Origin of the sequence: Lutimonas halocynthiae (genome assembly GCF_030409835.1) — a bacterium.
Lineage (GTDB): Bacteria > Bacteroidota > Bacteroidia > Flavobacteriales > Flavobacteriaceae > Lutimonas > Lutimonas halocynthiae.
Genome location: NZ_JAUFQO010000002.1, coordinates 145,484 through 160,213, shown reverse-complemented (window position 1 = coordinate 160,213; position 14,730 = coordinate 145,484). Strand labels below are relative to the sequence as shown.

The 14,730-nt window shown below is 34.4% G+C and carries 11 protein-coding genes; 8 read left to right on the top strand and 3 right to left on the bottom strand.

Annotated elements, in window-relative coordinates; all coding sequences use genetic code 11:
* Positions 1 to 295: 295 nt before the first annotated feature.
* Genes QWY87_RS03655 through QWY87_RS03645 form a run of 3 tightly spaced genes read right to left on the bottom strand, consistent with a single transcriptional unit; the run spans position 296 to position 5,305 of the window.
* Positions 296 to 673, bottom strand: coding sequence for a cupin domain-containing protein (locus QWY87_RS03655; RefSeq protein ID WP_290288325.1), 378 nt, complete (start codon positions 671 to 673; stop codon positions 296 to 298).
* Between the two features lie 10 nt (positions 674 to 683).
* Positions 684 to 2,951, bottom strand: coding sequence for an alginate lyase family protein (locus QWY87_RS03650; RefSeq protein WP_290288323.1), 2,268 nt, complete (start codon positions 2,949 to 2,951; stop codon positions 684 to 686).
* An 8-nt stretch (positions 2,952 to 2,959) separates the two neighbouring features.
* Positions 2,960 to 5,305, bottom strand: coding sequence for a polysaccharide lyase 6 family protein (locus QWY87_RS03645; protein ID WP_290288322.1), 2,346 nt, complete (start codon positions 5,303 to 5,305; stop codon positions 2,960 to 2,962).
* Positions 5,306 to 5,512: 207 nt separating this feature from the next.
* On the opposite strand from QWY87_RS03645, the gene QWY87_RS03640 reads away from it, so the two are divergent.
* The 8 genes from QWY87_RS03640 to QWY87_RS03605 all read left to right on the top strand — a co-directional run bounded on the left by QWY87_RS03640 (position 5,513) and on the right by QWY87_RS03605 (position 14,685).
* Positions 5,513 to 6,757 (top strand): DUF418 domain-containing protein, encoded by a 1,245-nt coding sequence (locus tag QWY87_RS03640; protein WP_290288321.1) that lies wholly within the window; start codon positions 5,513 to 5,515, stop codon positions 6,755 to 6,757.
* Between the two features lie 153 nt (positions 6,758 to 6,910).
* Positions 6,911 to 8,608 (top strand): glycoside hydrolase family 9 protein, encoded by a 1,698-nt coding sequence (locus QWY87_RS03635; RefSeq protein ID WP_290288320.1) that lies wholly within the window; start codon positions 6,911 to 6,913, stop codon positions 8,606 to 8,608.
* Positions 8,609 to 8,660: 52 nt separating this feature from the next.
* Positions 8,661 to 9,248 carry a Crp/Fnr family transcriptional regulator gene (locus QWY87_RS03630; protein WP_290288317.1) on the top strand — a complete coding sequence of 196 codons (588 nt, stop codon included), beginning with the start codon at positions 8,661 to 8,663 and terminating at the stop codon, positions 9,246 to 9,248.
* 93 nt (positions 9,249 to 9,341) lie between these two features.
* Positions 9,342 to 9,701: a hypothetical protein gene (locus tag QWY87_RS03625; RefSeq protein WP_290288315.1), complete on the top strand. Its 360-nt coding sequence runs from the start codon at positions 9,342 to 9,344 to the stop codon at positions 9,699 to 9,701.
* A gap of 340 nt (positions 9,702 to 10,041) precedes the next feature.
* Positions 10,042 to 10,620: a YceI family protein gene (locus QWY87_RS03620; RefSeq protein WP_290288313.1), complete on the top strand. Its 579-nt coding sequence runs from the start codon at positions 10,042 to 10,044 to the stop codon at positions 10,618 to 10,620.
* A 166-nt stretch (positions 10,621 to 10,786) separates the two neighbouring features.
* On the top strand, positions 10,787 to 11,524 hold the full coding sequence (locus QWY87_RS03615; protein ID WP_290288311.1) for a hypothetical protein: 738 nt from the start codon (positions 10,787 to 10,789) through the stop codon (positions 11,522 to 11,524).
* Positions 11,525 to 11,705: 181 nt separating this feature from the next.
* A complete protein-coding gene (locus QWY87_RS03610; RefSeq protein WP_290288310.1) occupies positions 11,706 to 12,674 on the top strand; it encodes a zinc-binding alcohol dehydrogenase family protein in 969 nt (322 codons plus the stop codon).
* 70 nt (positions 12,675 to 12,744) lie between these two features.
* The gene (locus QWY87_RS03605) at positions 12,745 to 14,685 is read left to right on the top strand and encodes an outer membrane protein assembly factor BamB family protein (RefSeq protein ID WP_290288309.1); all 1,941 of its coding nucleotides are present in this window, start codon (positions 12,745 to 12,747) and stop codon (positions 14,683 to 14,685) included.
* Positions 14,686 to 14,730: the final 45 nt, after the last annotated feature.

The window sequence follows — 14,730 nt, the reverse complement described above, 5'->3', positions numbered from 1 at the left end:
GTGTGTAATTATACGTAATTACATGTTTAATTTTACTTCCCTCGACACGAAGTAAATGTTTTGCGAAAGGATGGGTGTGCACCCGTCCTTTTTTTGTGAAGTCAATTTTTCATATTCTTTGATTTTTTTTGAGTTGTAAATAGTTATTATTTTTTTGGTTTTCCAAACTGGTTTACCACTTTGGTTCACCAAATATATACTATTTTACCTTTTTAACAAACTATTTTGATATTTTTTTGACTCAATGTGGCTTTTATTCCATAAAACCTTCTCGGATTGGGCAAGTAGATTTTTTTTATGACTGCTTATCTCCAAAATAAGACACCCCATCACCACTTAAGAAATCTTCTCTTACCGGGCTAAATGTGTCAATTAAGATCCCTTCTTCCAAACAAATTGCACTATGCAATAAATTAGGCTCGATATACACGCCATCTCCTGCTTCTACAATTTTCTTTTGTCCATCAATTTCAAATTCAAATTTACCAGAAACACAATAGGTAGCTTGCGTGTGAAAATGCTGATGTGGGGCACCTAATGCTCCATTCTCAAATTTCACTTTTACCATCATGATCTGGTTATCGTAACCTAAGAACTTTCTTGATACTCCTCCGCCAAGCTCTTCCCATTCCATTTCTTTTGTTATGACATACTTTTCACTAAATCGCTTCATAATTTTTAATTTATTTGTTCTCTGTTAATATATACGAACCTCTCCAGGTATACTCTTTATTGTCTATTGTCAATTTATGCTCCGATTCCTTATCATTGTTTTCGTTTGAAATGATAAAGACTTTTGATGTATCGTTTTTTGTATTAATTTGAATTGCTGTATATTCTTTTGAATCTAATAAAACAGACACATCATCTATATTACTATATGCATTAACAGCTAACTCAGACACAGGAGAATATGTTCCATGAGATTCTATTGTCGAAACAAACAATGCATCCTTTGCATTGTTTTTTCTTAAAATTAGTGTTTGCTCATTTCGCAGATTAAAGTCTGGGTCATTTGCACCAATCCTACCAAAAATAACTTCATCATTATTAAAAGTTATAGCAGAATAAGTATAAAACTTATCATTTTGTAACCAGTTTAATTTTATGTTTTCTCCATTAACCAATGCTCCAGCTTCTTTATATAAATGCTGGTAACCAGCAGAATTCCCTAAAATTTCAGGCGCATCTAATTTCTTATAATCAAAATTGGTTTGCATAATTTGCCCTAAAAAGAAAAATGGTAAATCATATTGGTTTGAGGATTCAGATGATACACGCATTATATCTAACACATAAGGATTTTGGTAATCTTTATCCTTAATAGTTACCATAGTTCTGTGAATCTTAGTTCCCGGATAAGCATTCTCCTCTTTGGCACTCGCAACTTGAATATTTTCATCTTCAACACTGAATATATATTTATTAGAATGATACTTGCTTCCAATATCATACTTTCCATTAAATTGAGATTTTTCATTTTGTACCAATGTATTATGTGCAATACTCTGTTTAGCCCAAGTGGTATTCTCCTTTAAATAGTTACCGCCACCTTTTTGCTCAATATTAACAAAACGACTCATGCCGTAATCTTGAACAACCTCAGTACCGCCATCAAATAAAGCAAAAGATAATTTATCGTAATGTCCATGACTTAATCCGTGAGCTGTATATTTAAAAACCAACTCCATATCGCCGCTACGTAAAATGCCAACTGCACCTTCATCCCCATTTGCACCATCTGATAATTCAATAGATTTTTTTACAAAAGGCTTTTCCCTAGCTGCTGCAATACCAAGAGCAACTGCTAAACCTGCGTCATCAAGCGTAACTTCATCCTGCATTTCTGCTATACTCAATAATTCTGGGTTATTTCCTCCAAAATGATAGCCTATATCAACAGTAGATATTAAAGATGAATTAAAATAAGACATTCCTTTTTGAGCATCGTTCAACAAAAAGAACTCGCCATCAGCATTTGATAAGTTTAATAAGGCATTTACACTTTTTAAAAGCACACCATCTTTATACTCAAACACTTTTTGTTCGGGCTTTTTATTTTGAAGCGCTTGTGCAAAAATTAAAAATGGATACGAAGCGTAACGCTGATAATAAGGACCTTCTGTAAAATACCCATCTGGTGAAAAAGGCTCATTTACATTGGCAAAAAAGCCTATTTTTTGGCCATCTTTTCTAATATAACCACCATCATTATCCTTTTCATCTGGATCAAATTTATCATCGTTAACACCATTCAAAGCCCTATCTAAAAGCGCATCATCATCCATAGCCAAAGCAATCATACCAACAGCCGCATTACCCCATGTGGCATGATTGTGAACTCTGTTAAAAAACTGAGGATTTTCTTTAGAAATATAATCAGCAAAAGGTTTAAATAAATCTGTCTCTAATGTGTTGCGTTCTTCTTCAGATAAATATTCATATATACAATCATAAGCTTGACTTGTATACACCAACCAATTAGAATCGTTTAAACATTGCCAAAATAACTTACCTCTGGCGTATGACCGTGGTTTAGGATGAATAGGCCATGTTGGATATTGCCTTGCATACTCAAACAACATGTCTTTTACATATTTGGCATACTTATCATCATCCAAGATTTGATATAATACCCCAGCTTTTTGCATTAGGATATAATTCTTTTTATGCGTTTCGTGCGTATAGCCTCCAGAATAATCTTTTGGAACTGGAACGTCAAAACCCTTTATGATTTCCGCATCAATCTCTTTTTGAGCGGCAGCTAAGGTCTTATCAAAAATCGGTATTTGCCCTAAATTAGCTCTAATGTCTTTAACCCCTTTTTTAGTTAGCACTAAACTGGGATGAGACTGCTCACCGGTTTTATCTACTGTTTTAAACTCTGCAGTCTTATTACATGAAACGAGTACGAAGGCAATTGAAAAAACTAAAATATGTATTTTATTCATTATTTATTTTATTGCATTTGAGAAGTTAACCCAAGATTTAAATTATCTGTTCCTTTATTAATCAGTGCCGATTTCTCAGACAATTGATAGGTGCCATCAATAAAGTCTGGATTCAAATTCCAAACATTCTTTAAATTGTATTTTTGGTCACCCGTAATGACTAACTCATCTGAGTTGTAAAAATTATTGTTTAGAATATTTACAATAGGCTCTCCAACAACCAGGTGCATTTCCATTGCTTTAGAGTTATTAAAAATATTGTTCTCAATATCATTTACCTGAACACCATATAATGACATAGCCCGTTTGTATTTATTCTTCTTACCATAACCAACATGATCCAACACATTATGATCAAATTCTAAAAAAGGCCCAAATGTGCTTTCATCCTTTCCTCCTCTATACAAACGCAATGCAGCTCCTTGTACATCAGTAATGGTATTGTTTTTCATCAACAGATATTCTACATTATAGGCACCAATATCGTCTGTTTCTTTGTCTAAGGCAGCTATATGCCCCGTGATATTTTTAAATTTTGAATTTGAAATACTTATGGTGTCTGCAAACGTCCCCTTAGAAACTCTTAACACATCAAAAGAATGATTGACAACTAAATCTACAAACTCGCAGTTTTCAATAAATAATTTATAGTTATCATTCATTGAGTTTTTACTTGTACTAATAACTGCATTACCTGCGTAATCTGGAGATTTTGCACCATCAAAAATTATATTTTCCAGCGATAAACTCCCTCCATTTTGAATTTCGAAAGCCATCATTCTTTCAAACAAAATTGTAGCCTTAGTGTTTCCTGAAGTTTTAAAAGTGAGCGGATGCTTTACTTTCACTGCTTTGGTTAACAAATAAGTACCTCCTTCTTCTAATTCTATAATATCTCCTGCTTGTGATTCTTTGACTATTTCAAACAAAGTGTTAATACCTGCGGCTACTTTTATGGTTTTACCTGAATTTAAGGCTACACTTTTATCAGCTTTAGCATACCAGTTTGTTCCTGTACTTTCTTTTGTGGCAATAGCTGCGTTTATGACCACTTCATTTTTTATCTTATCAGACTTAGGAATCAAATATCCTTGCGCATTCTTCTCTAAAGTTATATCCGCATTTTCAAAACCACTAGAAATTGTTGTTTTTAAATTGTTTCCTAAAATATTATCTTTAAAACTGACTCCGCTTATATCATCATAAATTGTAAACAAATCAGTTTTATCTTCATGATAAAATATGTTTCCTGAAATTTCTGAATTTAATGGTGCTTTACTTCTTTCTGCATCACTACCTGCGCATAATTGAATATGATCACAATTGATAAATGTGTTATTATTTACTTTTGAATCAATAACCGGAACATATCTGTTTGGTGGTGAATTTGGCACGCCATTCATCATTACAAATGCGCCTCTAAAACGATATCCGGTTAAACCGATATGGTAATTATTGATAACAGTTTGCGTTTCATTTATGACTCTGACTCCACCTGTACTCGGCTTACCATTTCCGATAAACACATTTCCATCTACTAAAGTTTCGTTTCCATGACGCATAGTTAAGGTACCCGTACATTCATAAAATGTATTGTATTTAAAGGTGTTTTGACAAGACTTATTTGAAATAATCTCATGCTCACCATTACATCTGTCAAAATAATTAGATTCCACCAGAGTATTAGAATTCTCTAAAGCATTGTGACTTGTTCCTATTCTGAGTGTTTCACCCCCGTTATTTCCAAAAGTCGGGCGAGGACCAAAATAATTATGATCTATTTTATGATTGTTTTCTATACTTCCTTTTGTATCTAAACCAACAATCATCGTAACGCCCAAATTCTTTTTTCCTTCAATATGGTTGTGATCAATTCTATTATTTTTACCGTAAATGGTAATCCAATAGTCTTGAACATGACGTTCTGGATTGTTGAAATTATCAATAACACATTCTGTTAAACGAGAGTTAGTTGCCATCTCATCTCGGTTCTTGCGAAATGAAATCACTGAATTTGTAGGTGTATAACCATTTTTAAAAACCAAGCCTTCTACTTTTAAAAAAGAACCGGCTATGCTTAAATTGGAACTACCAGTTAAAATCACTTTCCCTTTCGTCTCTACCGACAAAACTATAGAGTCTGTCTCGGTTCCGTTTCCTTCAAATAGCAATTCTGTGTTGCTCCACTCCCCATTAGCCAAAATTATCTTCGAGCCAGGTTTTGCGTTTCTTACGGCCTCATCAAATTCGGTCACATTATGTACAAGCTGACCTTTATCTTCTTTTTCAGTGCATGAATACAATCCTGCATGAAGGTAAAACGCTGTAAAAAAAATCAATAATAATTGTCTCATACTTTGCTTAAAAAATTGGTTGACCAAATTGGTTGACCAAATATATGAATAGTTCTCAACTATGCAAATCTTTACAGGACAAAAAAATAATTAATGTAAATCAGGTGATTGCGCTTAAAAATTTCTGGAATAATCTTTTATTCTCGTAACGTTTTGCAGCTAACTGCGTCAATTTAATGTATTCATTCACCTGAATAAGAGATAACCATGAGCACAACTATCCAATCTAAAAGAATTCACAGTGTTGACGCTTTAAGAGGATTTGCCTTGGCAGGAGTAGCCTTGGTGCATATGCTAGAACAATATATTGCCGGTCCGTCTTCCGAAGGGTTTATGGAAGGAGTCAATTCATTACCCGATCAAATTGTTCAAGGACTCATGCCAATTTTTTTTACGGGTAAATTCTTCGCATTATTTTCTATTCTGTTTGGATTAAGCTTTGCTATACAGATGCAATCAGCTGAGAAAAAAAATATAAAATTTGGAAAAAGGTTTTTATGGAGAGCAATATTACTATTTGGAATAGGCTATGTACATCAATTATTTTACCGAGGTGATATTCTCACTATTTACGCTGTACTGGCTCCATTTTTAATACCCTATTACAGAATTCCAACAAAATGGTTGTTGATCACGGCTGGGTTTATTTTCCTTGGGATTCCCAGAATTATCGCGTTCTTTATTTTTGGAGGCGAAAGCCCTACCGGAATTCACTCCATGATGGATGTTAATCACCCACAGGTTCTCGCCTATTTTGATACCATACAAAATGGCAGTTTGCTTGAGGTATTCAAAGCCAATGCCACCTACGGGATGCTTACCAAAATAGATTTTCAACTGTCTTTATTTGGTAGGTTCTACTATACTTTCGGCTATTTCCTTATAGGCTTGTGGTTAGGTAGAATTGAGCTGTTCAATAATATAGAAGCCTTTTCAAAAAAAATAAAAACGGTTATGCTTTGGGCCGTAGCGGGAATGCTGGTATCGGTTGTTATCACCTTTGCTACTTTTGCCACCATTGACCAACCAATAGATAATACTTCTTTACATTTTACATTTGGTATTAACTTTATGGATTGGTTCAATATCTCAATGTCTACCATTATACTTTGCGGATTCCTGCTCTTATTTCAAAGAGAAAAATGGGAAAAAAGATTGCTATTCTTTGCACCTTATGGAAAAATGGCCCTAACGAATTACATACTACAATCAGTAATTGGAACCTTTATATTCTTTGGCTGGGGATTGGGTTATCTCGGACAGATAAGAACCATCTTTTTACTTGCAATGGCCATATTATTAATCATTGTCCAAACATTAGCCAGTAAGTATTGGCTTCAAACTTTTAAATACGGGCCACTTGAATGGTTATGGCGCTCTGCTACCTATTTAAAATGGCAACCTATGCTTAAGAATACAGAATTGAATGCCAAAAAGATGGATTTATCATAAGCATGGAATTTTGGTTCAAAACATGAGTTCTCGATGTTTTCATCTAAAAATGACAGATTAGATTTTGTATGTGACAATTTAATATTAAGATCTTGATGATCAAATTTATAAATTTGAAGGATTAATATTTTGATTCTTACAAATTCTTTCATCATGAAAAAACTATTCTCTGCTTTTCTCTTCGCTGCGCTCATAATTTCTTGTCAAACCAAAGTAAACGAACCAATAAAAGTAAGTGACCAGATCCGGTTAAACCAAGTAGGCTATTATCCTTCTTCAGTCAAAGAATTCATACTTGCAGATCTATCAGGAACTAGTTTTGATCTTGCTGATAATGATGAAAAAGTTGTTTTCAGTGGAGTACTTGTTGATCAGGGAACCTGGAAAACTTCAGGAGAAAAAGTAATGTTTGGAGATTTTACTGAGTTTAATACGCCTGGTACTTATCATATAATAGTTGATGGAAAGACTAGTTCTTATCCATTTGAAATTAAAAATAATATTTACGAACCCGTATTACATGCTGCTATAAAAAGTTATTATTTTCAGAGAGCCTCAATGGCTATTGAAGAAACTTACGGGGGCATTTATAAAAGAGCTGCCGGACATCCTGATGATGCCTGTATCTACCACCCTTCTTCGGGTAAATCAGAAGGCACATTGAACGCACCAGGCGGATGGTACGATGCTGGTGATTATGGAAAATACATCGTAAACGCCTCACTTTCTGTAGGTGAAATGCTATTATTACTTGAGCAATTTCCTGATGGCATTTCAGATGGCGATTTAAATATCCCTGAAAGTGGTAATGGTATTAGTGACTTATGGGATGAGCTTAAATATGAATTGGATTGGATCTTAACCATGCAAGATGATGATGGTGGCGTATATTTTAAATTGACGGCTCTTGGGTTTGGTGGCTTTATTATGCCCGAAGCCTATGACCTCGATCGCTATATCATTGGAAAAGCAACAGCCTCAACATTAGACTTTGCGGCAGTGCTAGCTCAAGCCTCAAGATTGTATAAAGAAATTGATCCTGAATGGTCAGCCAAAGCACTTGATGCATCTGTCAAAGCCTGGAACTGGGCACAGAATAACAACAATATTGCTTTTAAAAACCCGGAAGATGTGAGTACCGGACAATATGGAGATGCTGAATTTTCAGATGACTTTTTCTGGGCGGCATCAGAATTGTTTTTGGCTACTAAAAATGACACCTATAAAAGCGCCATGACAGAATTCAATCAAACATATCAACATCAATTAGCTGATAGCTGGATGCATTTTGTTCGCAATGTAGGCTTCCATTCACTTTTAGAGAATAAAGATGACTTAGATCCTGAAATGGCTGAATCATTAACAACAGGGCATTTGACCTTAGCTGATGAAATATTACAAAAAATTAGTGATCATCCTTATCACATTGCCTTAGACAATTTTGTTTGGGGATCTAACAGTGACATTTTGAATCAGGCTTTAATCTTATGTGTGGCGCATAGAATTTCAGGAGAAGAAAAATACTTAATCGGGGCTGAACAGATAACTGATTATATATTTGGTAAGAATGCAACTGGTTATTCTTTTATGACTGGTTTTGGCACTAAAAAAGTAATCTTTCCTCATCATAGACCAAGTGGTGCAGATGGCATAGCTGATCCGGTTCCTGGCTTTATCCTGGGCGGACCAAATAATGACCGACAAGATGCACATGAAGTGACCTATAGTTCAGAATTTGCTGCAAAGGCCTTTATGGATGTGGAACCTAGTTTTGCTTCAAACGAAGTTTGCATTAACTGGAACGCTCCCGCAGTATACGTCTTAGGATACCTGCAACAGGTTAGAAAATAGATGACTTAAAATCCTTATTTTTGACAGCAGTTATAATAACTGCTGTTTTTTTATGGATGATTTTCAACCCTTACTGGATTATATAAATCGTTTGGTGCAACTAGACGAGAACGAAGAGAAAAAACTCTGCGACTTGATCTCCTATAGAAAATTACTTAAAGGGCAGTATTTTCTGCAACAAGGAGACATTTGTAAATTTAGTGGTTTTGTTGTGTCAGGCTGTACCAAGACCTTTTTTGTAGACGAGGATGGACAAGAGCACGTGGTCATGTTTGCTATTGAAGACTGGTGGACTTCAGATATGGGTAGTTATATTTCTCAAAAGCCCGCTGATTTCAATGTTCAATGTCTTGAAAACACGACGCTTATTCAAATCTCTTATGAAGATCAGCAAGAATTGCTGCGTCAAATTCCAAAATTAGAAAGATTCTTCAGACTCATCATTGAAAGGGCTTTCGTTTCTTCGCAAAAAAGAATCGTTAGAAATTTAAGCATGAGTGCCAAAGACCGGTATCTGCATTTCAGAAACGTATATCCAAAGATTGAACAGCGCATTCCTCAATACCTTATAGCTTCCTACCTCGGTATTACCAAAGAATTTCTAAGCAAAATTAAAAGCCAATTGATCTTAGAGCAGTAAATGTTAATCTAGATTAACATCATTTGATAAACTGTCTTATTTTCTGATATGCAAAGTCAACGCATCTTTGTCATGTTCTTTTAAACAAGAAAAATGAATTTGTTGATTGAAAAAATAAGTGACCTTAATGACATGATGATGCAAGGAGCATTTTTGGAAGCTTTCGAAGCATTTTATGATGAAGATATTGTGATCCAGGTGAATGATGATAGACCCGTTATTGGGAAAGAACTTAATCGGATCTCAAAGAAAAATCAAATCGACAACATCATTGATTTTAAAAGCGCTAAACCATTAAAAGTAACCGTTGGTGAACAAAGTACTATGGTTGAATGGCACATCAATTATGTAGATAAATTACTTGGTGAAAAATGCTTTACCCAGGTTGCCGTTCAAGATTGGAGTGACGGAAAGATCATAAAAGAAAAATTGTATTGCGGAGGTAAAAATTAGAAAAACGATTGGGCTGTAATGTAATCAAAAAAAATCCGTCAAATCGCCTTCAAATAATAACAGATTTAAAAATTAAAATTATGAAAACTACAATATTTAATAATACAAGAAGAGTGAGATGGTCTGCGCATAGAAACTATGCCCTCAAATCATAAATTAAAAACAACCTAGAATTAAATCAATTCTTATGAAAACTGAAATATTTAATAATAATAAAAAGGTGCGATGGTCAGAGTTCAGAAATTACGGCATCGAGTCTAAAACTAGAAAAAACCTTATTGCAGCAGTATAAAAAAGCAATAGGAATATTTTTAACTATAACCATAATAATATTACACACATGAAAAACAGAGCACAAACAATAATAGCAGCATTAATCATTGCGACAGTGACTTTTGCATTTACAACTATTGAAGACGGAAAAAAGGAAATTAAAATTGAAACGAGTTCAGTAACCTGGAAAGGATATAAAGTAACTGGATCTCACAAAGGAAGCATTGGGCTAAAAGAAGGACAACTTACTTTTAAAGATGACAAATTAGTTGGAGGTGACTTTGTTATTGACATGTCAACTATTGAAAATACTGATATGGAAGGTGAATACAAAGCCAAATTAGAAGGACATTTAAAATCAGATGATTTCTTTGGTGTTGAAAAATTCCCGACTGCTTCATTGGTTTTCACAAATGTGAAAAGTACTGGTAAAAATTCTTACGAAGTAACAGCTGATCTAACAATTAAAGACAAGACAAATGCTGTGACTTTTGATATGTCAATCTACGGAAACAAAGCTACGGCTAATGTTAAAATTGACAGAACAAAATTTGATGTGAGATATGGGTCAACAAGTTTCTTTGATGACTTACAAGACAAAGCAATTTATGATGAATTCGATTTGATTTCTGATCTTGAATTCTAAACTAATTATTTTTTTATTAGAAAGACCGCTCTCCCCCAGCGGTCTTTTTTTGTTTTAAACTTTTTACTTATACGAGCTAGAAGACTGAACTGCAACTATATTGACTTGCATTTGATATTTATAGTTTTTTGCCTACCTTTAGCTAATTAAGCCTAAACGTTATTACGTGAAACCATACCTTGTTATTATCAATCATAGAACCTGGGTCGCACTGCTCATTTCAATTCTTGCAACTTATGTCTGCTTTACTTATCATGTCAGTTTTGACATTGATCTAACGCTTATAAGCATAGCGATTATATTCCCTCTTGTATTTACGATAAGAGGATCTTTTAGAAGAAGAGAAAAAGCGCTGGAACATTTGAGCGAATTTCGTGGTACTATAAAAACACTAGATTATTTTTTCGCTAGTAACGACAAGCTTTCTGAAGAAGAAAAAATTGAAGCACATAAACTACTTATAATTATTAGTGATCATTTAATGAAACAATTAAAAGCTAATAGTACTCAAACTGCAGAGCTTGATGGAAATATAGACCAGCTTTTTGATTTTTTGCAAAATCATAAAGAGGCGATTTCAGGAAAAAAAACAGAAAAAATATTTAAGTACATGCAAGACTTGCATGAAACTATTGAAAACGTTCATGCTATAAACATTCACAGGACGCCAATTAGTCTAAAAGCATACTGTCTTATCTTTATTTATATCTTTCCATTAATTTATGCCCCTGCCATCATTAATAGAATTGGAGCGGAACACAATGTCTGGATATCTTATTTTGTTGTTATTTTTAGTCAGTTTATCCTGGTATCACTCTATAACATACAGAACCAGTTAGAGTATCCATTTGACGATGAGGGATTAGATGATATTAAGTTGAATAATTTTAAAATAAATCGCTAAAAAGTAAAAACGATGACAATTGTCATTATCTATGTATTAACGTAATTCTATTTTTGAACTAATTAGTTATTACATTGAAAAGAAAGACCTTGCTGACAGTCATTAGACAAAAAGCAAGGTCTTTTTGTTTGGCTACTAGTAATTGTCATAATATCATTATTATTAGTTTTAAATAAAAACAATGAGAGCTGCAGTTACCACCAGAAAAGGAAACCCTAATGTCATAGAAATTCAAGAAAGGTCAATTCCTGTGCCAGAAAAAGGTTGGGTTTTAATCAAAGTGAAGGCTTTTGGGCTAAATCGATCAGAGCTGTTTACAAGACAAGGCCATTCTCCTAATGTGCTTTTCCCCAGGATACAAGGAATTGAATGTGTTGGGGTGGTAGAAAATGACCCTTCCGGCAAACTCATAAAAGGGCAGCAAGTGGCTGCCATTATGGGAGGTATGGGAAGAAATTATGATGGCGGCTATGCTGAATATGTAATCGTCCCGGAAGAAATCATTTTTCCTTTTAAAAGCTCCTTGCCCTGGCAAATACTCGGCGCTATCCCAGAAATGTTTCAAACAGTGTCTGGGTCATTACAAGAAGCTTTGGAAGTTTCATCCAAAGACATATTACTTATTAGAGGAGGCACTTCTTCTATCGGCATGTTGAGTTGTCAATTGGCTAAAAATATTGGAGCAACCGTTATTGCAACGACTCGAAATGCAAACAAAACAGAATCCTTACTAAAAAACGGAGCTGATCATGTTGTTATAGACCAAGGGTCAGTCAAAGATGCCGTGAGAGAACTTTTCCCTCATGGAATTGATAAGGTATTGGAATTAATAGGCACCCGAACCTTAAAAGATTCTTTACAATGCATCAAGCCTAAAGGAATGGTATGTATGACCGGAATTCTTGGAAATGAATGGTCGATGAAAGAATTTACGCCTATGGGCGATATCCCATCCCTTGGAAGACTCACGGTATATATGGGAGAAGCCGCCAACCTTAACCATAAGCGTTTGCAGGAATTTATTGACCTTGTGGATAAAGGAATGATCAACCTCAATGTTGACCGAGTCTTCACATTAGATGAAATTGTTAAAGCCCATACCTATATGGAAGACAATTTGGCCAAAGGCAAATTAGTCGTCATTTTATGAGCTATTATACTATAAATGCTTCAACCACGTTATGTCTATTGATTAAAACTTAACTAAAAAAGCATTTATTATGATTCATAAAACTGCGATGTTCATTTTGTTGTTTGTGACAATGTCACTTAACGCACAACTTAAAGAAACATGGTCATCTTCTTTTGAAAAGGAAGTAAACTGGCAAACTGTTACTTCATTAGGAAATTATATTGTTCAAACAGATTCAGGCTTGTTTGGAATTGAAAATAATACAGGGGAGGTAATTTGGCATGATAGCAAATTCACTGGTTTAAGTGAAACAGAGTTTACTGAATTAAATAACTCTCCATTTGCGAAAATTCAAACCACTCATGGTTTATTTTTCATTAATATGTTTGATGGATCCACCGTTTTTAACTCCTTTGATAATGGTATCAAAAAGGTTAAAGATCACTTCGTGTTATATCGCTCAAATTCAATAGTTGTTTCAGGAATATCTGAAGGTAAAGAAAATATTGCTGTTTCAGTTGATATTGAAACAGGTCAGGTCCTTTGGAAATCTAAGGAAGATTTTGGAAAAATCGTTGATATAGTTGAACTCTCTGACCAAGAACTTCTTGGGGTTACTTTATTTAAAAATATACGTATTAATTCATTATCTGGAGAGGTCGTATGGAGTGCTGCAAATACAAAAGAATCTCAGCAAATTGGTGCAATGGGCGGTATGGGTAATCTGCTACAGAAATTTGCTGAAACCACAATAGATACTGAAGACATTAAATTAGATTTTGCCATTCATCCTTCACTCGAATATTTTGTGATTGGTACGGAGCAAGAAAATGACGCAACGATTACAAGTTCTAGTCAAAACCAAATAGTCACTTACAGCTCAACCTATCGTGCTTATAGTGTTGAAAGTGGCGATCTTATTTGGAAAAAACCGGTTACTGTAAAAGGACAGCTGGGGCATAGTACCTGGATAGCTGATAATTTATTGATTATGCCGTTTGGCAGAAACAATTCAAAAGTAAATCTGATTGATATTAAAACCGGTCAAGGACTTTGGGGTAAAAAAGGAAGAGGTATCTCTATTAAAGGAGGTATTTATAGTTACACTCCTACAGAAAAGGGTATGCTTGTAATCACCACAAGAAATGATAAGAACTTTTTGAATTATTTAGATACTCAATCTGGCACATTCACATTTGATAAAACGATAAAAGTGAAAGGATACGTAGGTTATACCTTAACTACTGACAATGGTATTTTATATGCTACTGAAGAAGAAATGAATATTGTCAATACATCGACTGGAGATCTATTGTGGGAAAAAGATATAAAAACCAGTTATAATCTGGTTGAACAAAACAATGACCAATTATACTTGTTTAACTACAAAACAAGTTCAATAAATGCAATAGACTTGAACTCCGGACAAATAAGTATGTCAGGACAAACTGAAATCGACTTTAAAGAAGGTGAAGGCCCCAAGCAAATTGAAGTTAGAAGCTCAGGAATTATTATAAGTTCAGATCAAAACTTTGCCATGTACGATTTTGATGGTAAACTCAGCTATCAGTCATATTATAAATCACCCAAAGAAGAAGGCTGGAAAAGAGCACTTTTATATGCAGGTACAATTTACTCAGGTTATGTATCAGCAGTTTCAGGCTTGGCTTCTGGAGCATTGAGTCAGGCGAGTAATCAGGCTGGAAATCAATCAGCAGAAGGTCAGGCTTATGCTGAAGTTGGAATGGCATATAATGAAATGAGCAAGGCAGCCGGAGGTGCAGCCTCTATGGCTTTTAGTGCTGCCAATAAGCGATTTAAAGCTACAAAAGAATCTCGTGACTATATTATGGTACTCACTAAAACTGATGAAGGTATAGCATTAGTCAAAATAAATAAAGACACTGGTGAAAGTGAAAACTCAATTTCACTGGGTAAGAATAGAAAACCTAATTATGCAATTGATCTGATTGAAGGAATTGTGTATTTAGAGATTGACAAGAACTTTATTAAACAATACCTTCTTTAAAAACATAAAAAGAATAAGAATTGGGCCTTCTGTGATATACAGAAG